General features: G+C 55.6%; 13 protein-coding genes and 1 tRNA gene. All 14 read right to left on the reverse strand.

What is annotated here, in order from left to right; translation table 11 throughout:
- Positions 1-563 (reverse strand): GTP-binding protein (locus tag BLV20_RS30485; RefSeq protein ID WP_139192774.1); only part of this gene is annotated, 563 nt, incomplete at its 3' end.
- A 30-nt stretch (positions 564-593) separates the two neighbouring features.
- Positions 594-2,723, reverse strand: a complete 2,130-nt coding sequence (gene fusA / locus BLV20_RS30490) for an elongation factor G (RefSeq protein WP_092306065.1) — start codon at positions 2,721-2,723, stop codon at positions 594-596.
- Positions 2,724-2,753: 30 nt separating this feature from the next.
- Positions 2,754-3,224, reverse strand: coding sequence for a 30S ribosomal protein S7 (gene rpsG, locus BLV20_RS30495; RefSeq protein WP_007925959.1), 471 nt, complete (start codon positions 3,222-3,224; stop codon positions 2,754-2,756).
- 110 nt (positions 3,225-3,334) lie between these two features.
- On the reverse strand, positions 3,335-3,706 hold the full coding sequence (gene rpsL, locus BLV20_RS30500; RefSeq protein WP_003186084.1) for a 30S ribosomal protein S12: 372 nt from the start codon (positions 3,704-3,706) through the stop codon (positions 3,335-3,337).
- A 200-nt stretch (positions 3,707-3,906) separates the two neighbouring features.
- Positions 3,907-8,106, reverse strand: coding sequence for a DNA-directed RNA polymerase subunit beta' (gene rpoC / locus BLV20_RS30505; protein ID WP_092306066.1), 4,200 nt, complete (start codon positions 8,104-8,106; stop codon positions 3,907-3,909).
- Positions 8,107-8,170: 64 nt separating this feature from the next.
- On the reverse strand, positions 8,171-12,244 hold the full coding sequence (gene rpoB, locus BLV20_RS30510; protein WP_007925957.1) for a DNA-directed RNA polymerase subunit beta: 4,074 nt from the start codon (positions 12,242-12,244) through the stop codon (positions 8,171-8,173).
- A gap of 219 nt (positions 12,245-12,463) precedes the next feature.
- A complete protein-coding gene (gene rplL / locus BLV20_RS30515) occupies positions 12,464-12,829 on the reverse strand; it encodes a 50S ribosomal protein L7/L12 (RefSeq protein WP_007925956.1) in 366 nt (121 codons plus the stop codon).
- Positions 12,830-12,909: 80 nt separating this feature from the next.
- Positions 12,910-13,410: a 50S ribosomal protein L10 gene (gene rplJ / locus BLV20_RS30520; protein ID WP_075122040.1), complete on the reverse strand. Its 501-nt coding sequence runs from the start codon at positions 13,408-13,410 to the stop codon at positions 12,910-12,912.
- Between the two features lie 198 nt (positions 13,411-13,608).
- Positions 13,609-14,304, reverse strand: coding sequence for a 50S ribosomal protein L1 (rplA, locus tag BLV20_RS30525; protein ID WP_092306067.1), 696 nt, complete (start codon positions 14,302-14,304; stop codon positions 13,609-13,611).
- The gene (gene rplK / locus BLV20_RS30530) at positions 14,304-14,735 is read right to left on the reverse strand and encodes a 50S ribosomal protein L11 (RefSeq protein ID WP_003176435.1); all 432 of its coding nucleotides are present in this window, start codon (positions 14,733-14,735) and stop codon (positions 14,304-14,306) included. Before rplK ends, rplA begins: the two co-directional genes overlap by 1 nt.
- Positions 14,736-14,853: 118 nt before the next feature.
- Positions 14,854-15,387, reverse strand: a complete 534-nt coding sequence (gene nusG, locus BLV20_RS30535) for a transcription termination/antitermination protein NusG (protein ID WP_002555501.1) — start codon at positions 15,385-15,387, stop codon at positions 14,854-14,856.
- Positions 15,388-15,396: 9 nt separating this feature from the next.
- On the reverse strand, positions 15,397-15,765 hold the full coding sequence (gene secE, locus BLV20_RS30540) for a preprotein translocase subunit SecE (RefSeq protein WP_092306068.1): 369 nt from the start codon (positions 15,763-15,765) through the stop codon (positions 15,397-15,399).
- Between the two features lie 45 nt (positions 15,766-15,810).
- Positions 15,811-15,886 (reverse strand) — tRNA-Trp (locus BLV20_RS30545).
- Positions 15,887-15,939: 53 nt separating this feature from the next.
- The coding region (locus tag BLV20_RS30550; protein WP_092306069.1) for an EF-Tu C-terminal domain-related protein at positions 15,940-16,433 on the reverse strand (494 nt) is incomplete at its 5' end.

Raw genomic sequence — 16,433 nt, forward strand, 5'->3', positions numbered from 1 at the left:
CCCATTTCGTTGTCGTCTTGGCCGTTCAGAGCCATCAGAGCCGAACCGATGATGATTGGAGTGTCATCACCTGGGAAGTCGTAAGTGCTCAGCAGATCGCGCACTTCCATCTCAACCAGTTCCAGCAGCTCAGCGTCGTCAACCATGTCAGCCTTGTTCAGGAAGACAACGATGTACGGAACGCCTACCTGACGGGACAGCAGGATGTGCTCACGAGTTTGCGGCATCGGACCATCGGCAGCCGAGCAAACCAGGATCGCGCCGTCCATCTGGGCAGCACCAGTGATCATGTTTTTGACGTAGTCGGCGTGACCAGGGCAGTCAACGTGCGCGTAGTGACGAATGTTCGAGTCGTACTCTACGTGCGCAGTGTTGATGGTGATACCACGAGCCTTTTCTTCCGGAGCGCTGTCGATCTTGTCGAAGTCAACGCGAGCCGAACCGAAAACCTCGGAGCAAACACGAGTCAGAGCAGCAGTCAGAGTGGTTTTACCGTGGTCAACGTGACCGATGGTGCCAACGTTGACGTGCGGTTTGTTACGTTCAAATTTTTCTTTAGCCACGACAGTGAACCTCTTGCCTAAAGGGCTGGATTAGCCTTGTTTTTTAACGAGTGCTTCGACGATATTCGACGGAGCTTCGGCGTACTTGGAGAACTCCATGGAGTAGCTCGCGCGACCCTGGGACATGGAACGAACGTCGGTCGCATAACCGAACATTTCACCCAGCGGCACTTCAGCACGGATAACCTTGCCAGAGACCGAGTCTTCCATACCCTGGATCAGACCACGACGACGGTTCAGGTCACCCATCACGTCACCCATGTAGTCCTCAGGGGTTACTACTTCAACCTTCATGATCGGCTCAAGAACTACGCCCTTGCCCTTCTCACGCAGCTGCTTGGTCGCCATGGAGGCCGCTACCTTAAACGCCATCTCGTTAGAGTCGACGTCGTGGTAAGAACCATCAAACACGGTAGCCTTCAGGCCGATCAGCGGATAGCCGGCGACAACGCCGTTCTTCATCTGCTCTTCGATACCCTTCTGGATTGCCGGGATGTATTCCTTCGGAACCACACCACCAACGACCTCGTTGGCAAACACCAGACCTTCAGTGATATTGCCTTTTTCGTCGACGTCTGCCGGAGCAAAACGGATCCAGCAGTGACCGAACTGGCCACGACCGCCGGATTGACGAACGAACTTACCTTCAACTTCACAGCCGACGGTGATCTTCTCGCGGTAGGAAACCTGCGGCTTACCGATGTTGGCTTCAACGTTGAACTCGCGCTTCATGCGGTCAACGAGGATATCCAGGTGAAGCTCACCCATACCCGAGATGATGGTCTGACCAGTTTCTTCGTCAGTCTTGACGCGGAACGACGGGTCTTCCTGAGCCAGCTTGCCCAGTGCAATACCCATCTTCTCCTGGTCTTGCTTGGTTTTCGGCTCGACAGCTACCGAAATCACCGGCTCAGGGAAGTCCATACGCTCAAGGATAACCGGACTGGCGGCATCACACAGGGTGTCACCAGTGGTGACGTCCTTCATGCCGATCAGCGCAGCGATATCGCCCGCGAGCACTTCCTTGATTTCTTCACGCTGGTTGGCGTGCATCTGCACCATACGACCAACGCGCTCTTTCTTGCCCTTGACCGAGTTGATCACGGAGTCGCCAGACTGCAGCATGCCCGAGTAAACGCGCACGAAAGTCAGGGTACCCACGAACGGGTCAGTAGCAATCTTGAACGCCAGAGCCGAGAACGGCTCGCTATCGTCGGCGTGACGCTCGATTTTCGGAGCGTTTTCGTCGTCGATGCTGTCCGGGTGGATACCCTGGATTGCAGGGATCTCGGTCGGAGCCGGCAGGAAGTCGATAACAGCATCGAGAACCAGCGGAACACCCTTGTTCTTGAACGAGGAACCGCAGACAGCCGGAACGATCTCGCTAGCCAGGGTGCGCGCACGCAGACCAGCCTTGATCTCTTCGACAGTCAGCTCACCTTCTTCAAGGTACTTGTTCATCAGCTCTTCGTTGGCTTCAGCAGCAGCTTCAACCATGTTGGAGCGCCACTCGTTAGCCAGGTCCAGCATATCGGCAGGAATTTCTTCCTCGCGATAAGTAGTACCCTTGTCGTCCTCGTTCCAGTAGATAGCCTTCATCTTGATCAGATCGATCTGACCTTCGAAGTTATCTTCTGCACCGATAGCCAGCTGAACTGGAACCGGAGTGTGACCCAGACGGTTTTTGATCTGAGCAACAACGCGCAGGAAGTTAGCACCGGCACGGTCCATCTTGTTCACGTAAACAACACGTGGAACGCCGTACTTGTTGGCTTGACGCCATACGGTTTCGGACTGAGGCTCAACACCGGAAGTACCGCAGAACACAACGACCGCGCCGTCGAGTACGCGCAGCGAACGCTCTACTTCAATGGTGAAGTCTACGTGGCCCGGGGTATCGATAACGTTTACACGATAGTTATCGTATTGGCCGCGCGAACCTTTCCAGAAGGTAGTTACAGCAGCAGAAGTAATGGTGATACCACGCTCCTGCTCCTGCACCATCCAGTCGGTGGTAGCAGCGCCGTCATGCACCTCACCCATCTTGTGGCTGAGACCTGTATAGAACAGGATCCGCTCGGTAGTGGTAGTCTTGCCCGCGTCAACGTGGGCACAGATACCAATGTTACGGTAGCGGTTGATTGCTGTAGTACGAGCCATAAAGCCCTCGCAAAATGAATGATGCCGATATTAGAAGCGGTAGTGCGAGAAAGCCTTGTTGGCTTCAGCCATACGGTGTACGTCTTCACGCTTCTTAACTGCAGCACCTTTGCCTTCGGCAGCGTCCAGCAGTTCGCCAGCCAAGCGCAGAGCCATAGACTTCTCGCCGCGCTTACGGGCGAAGTCTACCAACCAGCGCATTGCCAGAGCGTTACGACGGGACGGACGAACTTCGACCGGAACCTGGTAAGTAGCACCGCCAACACGGCGCGACTTCACTTCGACCAGCGGAGCGATGGCGTCGAGAGCTTTCTCGAAGATTTCCAGGGGATCGCTGTTCTTGCGTTCTTTAACTTTTTCCAGCGCGCCATAAACAATACGCTCGGCAACGGCTTTCTTGCCGCTTTCCATTACGTGGTTCATGAACTTGGCGAGGATCTGGCTTCCGTATTTCGGATCGTCCAGAATCTCACGTTTGGCTGCTACGCGACGTCTTGGCATGATAAGCCCTCAAACGGTCTTCAGGTTAGCTCGGGACAGTTGATCCAAAGGACTCGTGCCCGACCTTACTCTTATCGACTCAATAAAATAATTAACTGCAAAACGGCCGATTACTTCGGACGCTTGGTACCGTACTTCGAACGACCTTGGTTACGACCCTTAACGCCGGAGGTATCCAGGGAGCCGCGAACGGTGTGGTAACGAACACCTGGCAAGTCTTTTACACGACCGCCGCGGATCAGTACCACGCTGTGCTCTTGCAGGTTGTGGCCTTCACCGCCGATGTACGAGGAAACCTCGAAACCGTTGGTCAGACGCACACGGCATACTTTACGCAGTGCCGAGTTAGGTTTTTTCGGCGTAGTGGTATACACGCGAGTGCACACGCCACGACGTTGCGGGCAGTTCTGCAGCGCAGGCACGTCGGATTTCTCGACGATACGCTTACGCGGCTGACGTACCAGCTGGTTGATAGTTGCCATCTACTAGCTCCACTGTTGTCTTTCGACATAAACAAAATGGCAGGGCACAGGCCCCACCAAATTTAGGGGTACAAGAGTCTAAAGAGGATCTTGGCCCCAGTCAAGGCAAGGCCCCGGCCTCCCCGATCAGCGAACCCTGACAAAATCGTCTTGATTCGTGAGCGGAAAAGCCAGGGCCCTATCTCAATCTACTGCAGACCTCAGTTACCGCTGGAGTTCAGCGCTTCGGTCAGTGCAGCTTCAACTTCACTTGCGCTTACACGCAGTGGCTTGTCTGCATCACGGCGACGTTTACGCTCGCTGTGATAAGCCAGGCCGGTACCAGCCGGGATCAGGCGACCCACGACCACGTTTTCTTTCAGGCCGCGCAGGTAATCGCGCTTGCCGGTTACCGCCGCTTCGGTCAGTACGCGAGTGGTCTCTTGGAAAGAGGCCGCCGAGATGAACGATTCGGTCGACAGCGACGCCTTGGTGATACCCAGCAGAACGCGGGTGAACTTGGCGACAAACTTGTCTTCGGTGTTCAGACGCTCGTTTTCTACCAGTACGTGAGTCAACTCCATCTGGTCACCCTTGATGAAGCTGGAATCGCCAGACTCAGCGATCTCGACCTTACGCAGCATCTGACGCAGGATGGTCTCGATGTGCTTGTCGTTGATCTTCACGCCCTGCAGACGGTAAACGTCCTGGATCTCGTTCACGATGTACTTGGCCAGCGCACTCACACCCAACAGACGCAGGATGTCGTGTGGATCGCTCGGACCGTCGGAGATAACTTCGCCGCGGTTTACCTGTTCGCCTTCGAACACGTTCAGGTGACGCCACTTCGGAATCAGCTCTTCGTACGGATCGCTACCGTCGTTCGGGGTAATGACCAGACGGCGCTTGCCCTTGGTCTCTTTACCGAACGCGATGGTTCCGCTGACTTCAGCCAGAATCGACGCTTCTTTCGGACGACGAGCTTCGAACAAGTCGGCAACACGCGGCAGACCACCGGTGATGTCGCGGGTTTTCGAAGTTTCTTGCGGGATACGAGCGATAACATCACCGATCGCGATCTTCGCACCGTCCGCTACACCGACCAGGGCGTTGGCTGGCAGGAAGTACTGAGCGATTACGTCAGTGCCTGGCAGCAACAGATCCTTGCCATTGTCGTCGACCATCTTCACAGCAGGACGAATATCCTTGCCGGCAGCTGGACGATCTTTCGCGTCGAGTACTTCAATGTTGGTCATACCGGTCAATTCGTCAGTCTGACGCTTGATCGTGATGCCTTCTTCCATGCCCACGTAGGTCACGGTACCTTTCATTTCGGTAACGATTGGGTGGGTATGCGGATCCCACTTGGCCACGATAGAGCCAGCGTCGACCTTGTCACCCTCTTTAACCGAAATCACAGCACCGTACGGCAGCTTGTAACGCTCGCGCTCACGACCGAAGTCGTCCGCAATCGCCAGCTCACCGGAACGGGATACAGCAACCAGGTGACCATCCACTCGCTCAACGTGCTTCAGGTTGTGCAGACGGACGGTACCGCCGTTCTTCACCTGAACGCTGTCGGCCGCGGAGGTCCGGCTTGCCGCACCACCGATGTGGAACGTACGCATCGTCAGCTGGGTACCCGGCTCACCGATGGACTGAGCAGCGATAACGCCGACAGCCTCACCAATGTTCACCTGATGACCACGAGCCAGATCACGGCCGTAGCACTTGGCGCAAATGCCATAGCGGGTTTCGCAGCTGATCGGCGAACGCACGATCACTTCGTCGATGCTGTTCAGCTCGATGAACTCGACCCACTTCTCGTCGACCAGAGTACCGGCAGGAACGATGACGTCCTCGGTACCTGGCTTGAATACGTCACGGGCAATAACACGACCCAACACGCGCTCACCCAACGGCTCTACAACGTCGCCGCCTTCAATGTGCGGAGTCATTACCAGGCCGTGCTCGGTGCCACAGTCGATCTCGGTTACAACCAAGTCCTGCGCCACGTCTACCAGACGACGAGTCAGGTAACCGGAGTTCGCAGTTTTCAACGCGGTGTCCGCCAGACCTTTACGAGCACCGTGAGTCGAGATGAAGTACTGGAGTACGCTCAAACCTTCACGGAAGTTCGCAGTAATCGGCGTTTCGATGATGGAACCGTCCGGCTTGGCCATCAGACCACGCATACCGGCCAGCTGACGAATCTGTGCTGCGGAACCCCGCGCACCCGAGTCGGCCATCATGTACATCGAGTTGAACGATTCTTGCTCGACCTCGTCACCGTGACGGTCGATGACTTTCTCTTTCGAGAGGTTGGCCATCATCGCCTTGGAGACTTCGTCGTTCGCTTTCGACCAAAGGTCGATCACTTTGTTGTACTTCTCGCCCTGGGTTACCAGGCCGGAGGCGTACTGGCTCTCGATTTCCTTCACTTCATCGGTAGCGGTACCGATGATGCGGGCTTTCTCGTCCGGGATAACGAAGTCGTTAACACCGATGGAAACGCCGGAAATGGTCGAGTAGGCAAAACCGGTGTACATCAATTGGTCAGCGAAGATCACAGTCTCTTTCAGACCAACCACGCGGTAGCACTGGTTGATCAGCTTGGAGATTGCCTTTTTCTTCATCGGCAGGTTGACGACGTCGTAAGACAGACCTTTTGGCACAACCTGGAACAACAGCGCACGGCCGACAGTGGTGTCGACGATACGAGTGTTGGTCACGCTGCCGCCATCACGATCATTGACGGTTTCGGTGATCCGCACCTTGACCTTGGCATGCAGTGCGGCTTCGCCGGCACGGAACACACGGTCAACTTCCTGCAGATCCGCGAACACACGACCTTCGCCCTTGGCGTTGATCGCTTCACGAGTCATGTAGTACAGACCCAATACAACGTCCTGCGACGGAACGATGATTGGCTCACCGTTGGCTGGCGACAGAATGTTGTTGGTCGACATCATCAACGCACGCGCTTCCAGCTGGGCTTCCAGAGTCAGCGGTACGTGCACGGCCATTTGGTCGCCGTCGAAGTCGGCGTTATACGCAGCACAGACCAGAGGGTGCAGCTGGATAGCCTTACCTTCGATCAGTACTGGTTCAAACGCCTGGATACCCAGACGGTGAAGGGTCGGTGCACGGTTGAGGAGCACTGGGTGTTCGCGAATCACTTCGGCGAGAACGTCCCAAACCTCTGGCAGTTCGCGCTCGACCATTTTCTTGGCGGCTTTGATGGTGGTGGCCAGGCCACGCATTTCCAACTTACCGAAAATGAACGGTTTGAACAGCTCGAGGGCCATCTTCTTAGGCAGACCGCACTGGTGCAGACGCAGGGTCGGACCTACGGTAATTACCGAACGGCCGGAGTAGTCAACACGCTTACCGAGCAAGTTCTGACGGAAACGACCTTGCTTACCCTTGATCATGTCGGCCAGGGATTTCAGAGGACGCTTGTTGGAACCGGTGATAGCGCGACCACGGCGACCGTTGTCGAGCAATGCGTCGACGGCTTCCTGCAACATACGCTTTTCGTTGCGCACGATGATGTCCGGAGCGGACAGATCCAACAGGCGCTTCAAACGGTTGTTACGGTTGATCACTCGACGATACAGATCGTTGAGGTCGGAAGTCGCGAAACGACCGCCATCCAGCGGGACCAGTGGACGCAGATCTGGCGGCAGAACCGGCAGAACGGTCAGCACCATCCACTCTGGCAGGTTGCCGGAGCCCTGGAAGGCTTCCATCAACTTCAGACGCTTGGACAGCTTCTTGATCTTGGTTTCGGAGTTGGTTTGCGGAATTTCTTCACGCAGACGGCCAATCTCGTGCTCCAGGTCGATAGCGTGCAGCAGTTCGCGGACAGCTTCAGCACCCATGCGGGCGTCGAAATCGTCGCCGAACTCTTCCAGCGCTTCGAAGTACTGCTCGTCGTTCAGCAGCTGACCTTTTTCCAGAGTGGTCATGCCCGGGTCGATAACGACATAGCTCTCGAAGTAGAGAACGCGCTCGATATCACGCAGGGTCATGTCCATCAGCAGGCCGATACGGGACGGCAGCGATTTCAGGAACCAGATGTGGGCAACCGGCGAAGCCAGCTCGATGTGTGCCATGCGCTCACGACGAACCTTGGCCAGTGCAACTTCAACGCCACACTTCTCGCAGATCACGCCACGATGCTTCAAGCGCTTGTACTTACCGCACAGGCACTCGTAATCCTTTACCGGGCCAAATATCTTGGCGCAGAACAGGCCGTCACGCTCAGGCTTGAACGTACGGTAGTTGATGGTTTCCGGCTTTTTAACTTCACCGAACGACCACGAACGGATCATCTCAGGCGAGGCCAATCCAATACGGATGGCGTCGAACTCTTCGACTTGACCCTGGTTTTTCAGCAAATTTAGTAGGTCTTTCAAGGCCTTTCCTCCTGGCGGAGCAGAGAGCGGGCAATCCTGCCCCGCTCTCGATTCGCGTCACGTGTTATTCGGTTTCCAGATCGATATCGATGCCGAGGGAACGAATTTCTTTGATCAACACGTTGAAGGACTCGGGCATGCCCGGCTCCATACGGTGATCGCCGTCCACGATGTTTTTGTACATCTTGGTCCGACCGTTCACATCGTCCGACTTCACTGTGAGCATTTCTTGCAGAGTGTATGCAGCACCGTATGCTTCCAGTGCCCAGACCTCCATCTCCCCGAAACGCTGACCACCGAACTGCGCCTTACCACCCAGCGGCTGCTGGGTAACCAGGCTGTACGAACCGGTAGAACGAGCGTGCATCTTGTCGTCTACCAAGTGGTTCAGCTTCAGCATGTACATGTAGCCAACAGTAACCGGGCGCTCGAACTTGTTGCCGGTACGGCCGTCGGTCAGCTGCATCTGGCCGCTTTCTGGCAGGTCCGCCAGTTTCAGCATGGCCTTGATTTCGCTTTCCTTGGCACCGTCGAACACCGGAGTGGCCATTGGCACGCCGCCGCGCAGGTTTTTCGCCAGATCCAGGATTTCCTGATCGGAGAAGCTATCCAGATCTTCGTTACGACCGCCGATCTGGTTGTAGATCTCGTCCAGGAACTTACGCAGTTCCGCGACCTTGCGCTGCTCTTCGACCATGCGGTTGATCTTCTCGCCCAGACCTTTGGCCGCGAGGCCCAGGTGGGTTTCGAGAATCTGACCAACGTTCATACGCGAAGGTACGCCCAACGGGTTGAGAACGACGTCGACCGGGGTGCCATTGGCATCGTGCGGCATGTCTTCAACCGGCATGATCACGGAGACCACACCCTTGTTACCGTGACGACCGGCCATCTTGTCGCCCGGCTGGATGCGACGACGGATTGCCAGGTAAACCTTGACGATTTTCAGCACGCCTGGAGCCAGGTCATCGCCCTGCTGCAGCTTGCGCTTCTTGTCTTCGAACTTATCGTCCAGCAGACGACGGCGATCAACGATGTAGGCCTGAGCCTTTTCGAGCTGCTCGTTCAGAGCATCTTCAGCCATGCGCAGTTTGAACCACTGGCCATGCTCAAGACCGTCGAGCACTTCATCGGTGATTTCCTGACCTTTCTTCAGGCCGGCGCCGCCTTCGGCTTTATGGCCGACCAAAGCGGAGCGCAGACGTTCGAAAGTAGCACCTTCAACGATACGGAACTCTTCGTTCAGATCCTTGCGGATCTCGTCGAGCTGGCTCTTCTCGATCGACAGGGCGCGAGCGTCACGCTCTACACCGTCACGAGTGAAGACCTGGACGTCGATGACAGTACCTTTGGTGCCGGTTGGCACGCGCAGGGAGGTGTCTTTAACGTCGCTGGCTTTTTCACCGAAGATTGCACGCAGCAGTTTTTCTTCCGGAGTCAGCTGGGTCTCGCCTTTCGGAGTGACCTTACCGACCAGGATGTCGCCTGCGCCAACTTCAGCACCTACATAAACGATACCGGCTTCGTCCAGCTTGTTCAGTGCAGCCTCACCCACGTTCGGGATGTCCGCAGTGATTTCTTCCGGGCCAAGCTTGGTGTCACGGGCCACACAGGTCAGTTCCTGGATGTGGATCGTGGTGAAGCGGTCTTCCTGAACCACACGCTCGGACAGGCAGATGGAGTCTTCGAAGTTGAAGCCGTTCCATGCCATGAACGCGATGCGCATGTTCTGACCCAGAGCCAGTTCACCCATATCGGTGGACGGACCGTCGGCCATGATATCGCTACGCTGAACGCGATCACCCTTGCTCACCAGCGGACGCTGGTTGATGCAGGTGTTCTGGTTGGAGCGGGTGTATTTGGTCAGGTTGTAGATGTCGACACCGGCTTCGCCCGGCTCAACTTCATCATCAGCAACACGAACCACAATACGACTGGCGTCAACCGAATCGATCACGCCACCACGACGAGCCACGACGCAAACACCGGAGTCACGAGCAACGTTACGCTCCATGCCGGTACCCACCAGCGGCTTGTCGGCACGCAGGGTTGGTACAGCCTGACGCTGCATGTTCGAACCCATCAACGCACGGTTGGCGTCGTCGTGCTCGAGGAATGGAATCAGCGACGCTGCAACCGAAACTACCTGCTTCGGCGAAACGTCCATCAAGGTGACGTCTTCCGGCGCCTTGACGGTGAATTCATTCAGGTGACGAACAGCCACCAGCTCGTCGATCAGCTGACCTTTGTCGTTCATGGTCGCCGAAGCCTGCGCGATCACGTGATCGGCCTCTTCAATGGCGGACAGGAACACGATCTCGTCGGTTACCAGACCTTCTTTCACCACGCGATACGGGCTCTCGAGGAAACCGTACTGGTTGGTGCGAGCATAGGCGGCCAGGGAGTTGATCAGGCCGATGTTCGGACCTTCCGGCGTTTCAATCGGGCATACGCGACCGTAGTGAGTCGGGTGTACGTCACGGACTTCGAAGCCTGCGCGCTCACGAGTCAAACCGCCTGGGCCGAGTGCAGAGACACGACGCTTGTGGGTGATCTCGGACAGCGGGTTGTTCTGGTCCATGAACTGCGACAACTGGCTGGAACCGAAGAACTCTTTCACCGCCGCAGCCACTGGCTTGGCGTTGATCAGGTCTTGCGGCATCAGGCCTTCGCTTTCTGCCATCGACAGGCGCTCTTTGACCGCGCGCTCTACACGCACCAGGCCAACGCGGAACTGGTTCTCGGCCATTTCGCCTACACAGCGAACACGACGGTTACCCAGGTGGTCGATGTCATCGACGATGCCTTTGCCGTTACGGATGTCGACCAGAGTCTTCAGAACTGCAACGATGTCTTCTTTGCACAACACGCCCGAACCTTCGATCTCGGTACGACCGATACGACGGTTGAACTTCATCCGGCCGACCGCAGACAGGTCATAGCGCTCAGGGCTGAAGAACAGGTTGTTGAACAGAGTCTCGGCGGCGTCCTTGGTTGGCGGCTCGCCAGGACGCATCATGCGATAGATCTCGACCAACGCTTCCAGCTGGTTGGTGGTGGAGTCGATCTTCAGAGTGTCGGAAACAAACGGACCGCAATCGATATCGTTGGTGTACAGAGTTTCGATGCGCACAACCTGGGCCTTGGCGATCTTCGCCAGGATCTCGGTGTTCAGCTCGGTGTTGCACTCTGCCAGGATTTCGCCGGTGGCCGGATGCACGATGACCTTGGCGGTGGTGCGACCCAGAACGTAGTCCAGAGGCACTTCCAGCTCTTTGATCCCAGCTTTTTCCAACTGGTTGATGTGGCGAGCGGTAATACGACGACCCTGCTCGACAATAACCTTGCCTTTGTCGTCCTGAATATCGAGGACTGCAATTTCACCGCGCAGGCGCTGAGGCACCAACTCCAGGCTCAGGCTCTCGCCGCGCACATGGAATACGTTGGTGGTGTAGAACGCGTCCAGCACTTCCTCAGTGGTGTAGCCCAGCGCACGCAGCAGAACCGATGCAGGCAGCTTGCGACGACGGTCAATACGCACGAATACGCAGTCTTTCGGGTCGAACTCGAAGTCCAACCAGGAACCGCGGTAAGGAATGATACGTGCGGAGTACAGCAGCTTACCGGAGCTGTGCGTCTTGCCACGGTCGTGGTCGAAGAATACGCCAGGGGAACGGTGCAGCTGGGAAACGATTACACGCTCGGTACCGTTGATTACGAAGGTACCGTTCTCAGTCATCAGGGGAATTTCACCCATGTAGACTTCTTGCTCTTTGATGTCCTTGATCGCTTTGTTCGACGATTCTTTGTCGAAAATGATCAGACGAACTTTTACCCGCAAAGGTACGGCGTAAGTTACACCGCGCAGCACGCATTCTTTGACATCAAATGCCGGTTCGCCCAGGCGATAACCGACATACTCCAACGCAGCATTGCCGGAGTAGCTGATGATCGGGAAAACGGATTTGAAGGCCGCATGCAGGCCCACGTCGCGGAACTGATCTTTAGTCGCTCCCGCTTGCAAGAATTCACGATACGAATCCAGCTGGATGGCCAGGAGGTACGGCACATCCATGACGTCCGGCAACTTGCTAAAGTCCTTGCGGATACGTTTTTTCTCAGTATATGAGTAAGCCATCAGCGTTCCCCAGCTTGGTCACCTGCTTATTTGGCCCCTCCCGACGGGAGCAGCCAGAAAATCGTGCAAACCCTTTGGTTTGCGCCACCGCACAGGGTGGTTACAGCACGTTAGAAGCACCGACCCAGTCGGCTGCCAATAACGGAAAAAGGCCGGTGGCAAGAGCCACCAGCCATCAGCCTCAGCTTAACGCTTGGGCTGGAGACACAAAGTCGATGCTTACTTCAGCTCGACTTTAGCGCCTGCTTCTTCCAGAGCTGCTTTGGCTTTGTCAGCGGCTTCTTTAGCAACGCCTTCCAGAACCATGGCAGGAGCGCCGTCAACTACAGCCTTGGCTTCTTTCAGGCCCAGACCGGTCAGTTCACGTACAGCCTTGATCACGTTAACTTTCTTCTCGCCAGCTTCGGTCAGCATGACGTTGAATTCAGTTTGCTCTTCAACAACAGCGGCAGCAGCAGCTGGGCCAGCAGCGGCAACAGCAGCGGTAACGCCGAAGGTTTCTTCCATTGCTTTGATCAGCTCAACAACTTCCAGAACGGTTTTCTGGCCGATTGCTTCGATGATTTGCTCGTTAGTCAGAGACATGACTATAAATTCCTGTATTGGGGTGACAGCCTACGCAGCCATCAAATTAAACATATGATTTTGAAAGGGCTTGCAGTGCCTTAGGCAGCAGCAGCTTCTTTCTGGTCGCGAATGGCCGCCAGAGTACGAGCCAGCTTGCTGGTAGCGCCTTGGATCACGCTCATCAGCTTCGCAATAGCTTCGTCGCGAGTTGGCAGCGAAGCCAACACGTCGATCTCGTTTGCTGCGAGGTACTTGCCCTCGAACGCAGCTGCCTTGATCTCGAACTTGTCCTGACCCTTTGCAAACTCTTTGAAAATACGAGCAGCAGCGCCCGGATGTTCCTTGGAGAATGCAATCAGGGTAGGGCCGACGAACGCGTCGTTGAGCACGTCATATTGAGTGCCTTCAACAGCGCGCTTGAGCAAGGTGTTACGTACGACACGTACGTACACGCCAGCTTCGCGGGCCTCTTTACGGAGTCCGGTCATAGCGCCTACTGTCACACCACGGGCATCAGCCACGACAGCGGACAGAGCGCCTTTGGCAGCCTCGTTGACTTCAGCGACGATGGCCTTCTTGTCTTCGAGTTTAATTGCCACGGGTTCAACTCCTGCTTGTTACCGTTTCATCCAACCGAGGCTGGATGTCGTTTTGGTGTCTGATTCGGTAAGGAACCGGGAGCACCATCTGCGTAGGCTTGTGGTTTAAGACTTGCGTCGCCTACGGTCTTGGATAGCCCCCGCCAGGCAGGGACCCCAATTTTTCAATTGACGCAATTGCTTGCGTCAACTTGCGTCTTATACGTCCAGCGAACCTTGGTCGATGACCAGACCTGGGCCCATAGTGGTGCTCAGGGTAACGCGCTTGACGTAGATACCTTTCGAGGAAGCAGGCTTGATACGCTTCAGATCAGCGATCAGGGCTTCAACGTTTTCCTTCAGCTTGACGGCGTCGAAGCCAACCTTGCCAACGGAGGTGTGGATAATGCCGTTTTTGTCGGTGCGATAACGAACCTGACCAGCCTTGGCGTTTTTAACAGCGTTTGCCACGTCTGGAGTTACGGTACCAACCTTAGGGTTAGGCATCAGGCCGCGCGGGCCGAGGATCTGACCCAACTGACCGACAACGCGCATTGCATCCGGGGAAGCAATAACCACGTCATAGTTCAGGTCGCCGCCTTTCATTTCGGCAGCCAAGTCGTCCATACCTACGCGATCAGCGCCGGCAGCCAGGGCAGCTTCAGCAGCTGGACCTTGGGTGAACACAGCTACACGTACAGTCTTGCCAGTGCCGTGCGGCAGCACGGTAGCGCTGCGAACAACCTGGTCAGATTTACGTGGATCAACGCCCAGGTTTACAGCGACATCAACGGACTCGCTGAACTTGACGGTCGACAGCTCGGTCAGGAGAGCTGCTGCGTCTACGAAGCTGTAGGCCTTGCCTGCTTCGATCTTGCCGGCGATAGCCTTTTGGCGCTTGGTCAGCTTAGCCATTACACACCCTCCACGTTAAGGCCCATGCTACGAGCGGAACCGGCGATAGTACGCACGGCCGCATCCATATCAGCTGCAGTCAGATCCGCGTTTTTGGTTTTCGCGATTTCTTCCAGCTGAGCACGGGTAACGGTGCCAACCTTAACGGTGTTCGGACGCGCCGAACCGCTGGTCAGGCCTGCAGCCTTCTTCAGCAGAACCGAAGCAGGGGTGCTCTTAGTTTCGAAAGTGAAGCTGCGGTCACTGTAAACAGTGATGATCACAGGAGTCGGCAGACCTGGTTCAAGACCCTGGGTACGGGCGTTGAAGGCTTTGCAGAATTCCATGATGTTCACGCCGTGCTGACCCAGAGCAGGACCGACGGGTGGACTTGGGTTGGCCTGTGCGGCCTTCACTTGCAGCTTGATGTAAGCAGTAATCTTCTTAGCCATGAGGCACTCCAATTACGGGTTCAAACGCCTAGAAAGGCTCCCCGGTTACTTGCGCGTTTATCCCAGTGACGACAAAACCCCACAGCCTTGGGCTGCGGGGTATGGGATTCTCGTTCAGTTATGCCTTTTCGACCTGACTGAACTCTAGCTCTACCGGAGTAGAGCGACCGAAAATGAGCACTGCCACTTGGATCCGGCTCTTTTCGTAGTTAACCTCTTCGACGGTGCCGTTAAAATCAGCGAACGGACCATCAGTAACGCGGACAACCTCACCCGGCTCAAACAAAGTCTTGGGCTTAGGCTTGTCACTACCATCAGCGACACGACGCAGAATTGCTTCTGCTTCTTTGTCCGTGATTGGCGCAGGCTTGTCGGCAGTACCACCGATAAAACCCATCACCCGAGGAGTATCCTTGACCAAGTGCCAAGTACCCTCATTCATATCCATCTGGACCAACACATAACCAGGGAAGAACTTGCGCTCACTTTTGCGCTTCTGGCCATTACGCATTTCAACCACTTCTTCAGTGGGAACCAGAATTTCGCCAAAGCCGTCTTCCATGCCAGCCAGCTTTACGCGCTCGATCAACGAACGCATCACATGCTTCTCGTAACCCGAGTAAGCATGCACAACGTACCAACGCTTAGCCACGGGACACCCTTAGCCAACAATCAAGGAAACAAGCCAACCGAGGAGGGAATCAAGCCCCCACAACAGCAGCGCCATAACCAGAACAACAGCCACCACGATCAACGTAGTCTGCGTGGTTTCTTGGCGAGTCGGCCATACGACTTTACGAATCTCGGTGCGAGCTTCCTTAACCAGTACAAAGAAAGACTTGCCCTTCGCAGTCTGCAAGCCTACAAAGGCAGCTACAGCAGCGATAGCAAGCAAAGCGAGTACGCGGTACAGGATCGGCGAAGCAGAGTAATACTGATTACCGACAACGCCGACGACAACCAAAGCGACTACTACAAGCCACTTGATCAGATCGAAGCGAGAGCCTTGAGCTTCAGCTTTAGGAGTCATCTATGAAGATCCTGTGAAAAGAAAGCCAGACACACCAAGTGAATCTGGCAGGTCAGGAGGGAATCGAACCCCCAACCTACGGTTTTGGAGACCGTCGCTCTGCCAATTGAGCTACTGACCTAAAAACGAATCAGGCCGACCATTATGCCGGCCTGATGGAGATATATCAAGAACTTACTCGATGACTTTGGCTACGACGCCAGCGCCGACGGTACGACCGCCTTCACGGATAGCGAAACGCAGACCATCTTCCATCGCGATGGTTTTGATCAGAGTGACAGTCATCTGGATGTTGTCACCTGGCATTACCATTTCAACGCCTTCTGGCAGCTCGCAGTTACCAGTCACGTCAGTAGTACGGAAGTAGAACTGTGGACGGTAGCCTTTGAAGAACGGAGTATGACGACCGCCTTCTTCTTTGCTCAGAACGTACACTTCAGCGGTGAACTTGGTGTGCGGCTTAACGGTACCTGGCTTAACCAGAACCTGGCCACGCTCAACGTCGTCACGCTTGGTGCCACGCAGCAGAACGCCGCAGTTCTCGCCAGCACGACCTTCGTCGAGCAGCTTGCGGAACATTTCAACGCCGGTGCAGGTGGTCTTCTGAGTGTCGCGCAGACCAACGATCTCAACTTCTTCCTGGATGCGAACGATACCACGCTCAACAC

It is taken from the genome of Pseudomonas sp. NFIX28, from assembly GCF_900107395.1.
Taxonomy (GTDB): Bacteria; Pseudomonadota; Gammaproteobacteria; order Pseudomonadales; family Pseudomonadaceae; genus Aquipseudomonas.

Bases quoted from the DNA above. Each gene is read 5' to 3' on its own strand.
- fusA (WP_092306065.1), bottom strand. From the start codon at position 2,723: ATGGCTCGTACTACAGCAATCAACCGCTACCGTAACATTGGTATCTGT.
- rpsG (WP_007925959.1), bottom strand. From the start codon at position 3,224: ATGCCAAGACGTCGCGTAGCAGCCAAACGTGAGATTCTGGACGATCCG.
- rpsL (WP_003186084.1), bottom strand. From the start codon at position 3,706: ATGGCAACTATCAACCAGCTGGTACGTCAGCCGCGTAAGCGTATCGTC.
- rpoB (WP_007925957.1), bottom strand. From the start codon at position 12,244: ATGGCTTACTCATATACTGAGAAAAAACGTATCCGCAAGGACTTTAGC.
- rplL (WP_007925956.1), bottom strand. From the start codon at position 12,829: ATGTCTCTGACTAACGAGCAAATCATCGAAGCAATCGGCCAGAAAACC.
- rplA (WP_092306067.1), bottom strand. From the start codon at position 14,304: ATGGCTAAGCTGACCAAGCGCCAAAAGGCTATCGCCGGCAAGATCGAA.
- rplK (WP_003176435.1), bottom strand. From the start codon at position 14,735: ATGGCTAAGAAGATTACTGCTTACATCAAGCTGCAAGTGAAGGCCGCA.
- secE (WP_092306068.1), bottom strand. From the start codon at position 15,765: ATGACTCCTAAAGCTGAAGCTCAAGGCTCTCGCTTCGATCTGATCAAG.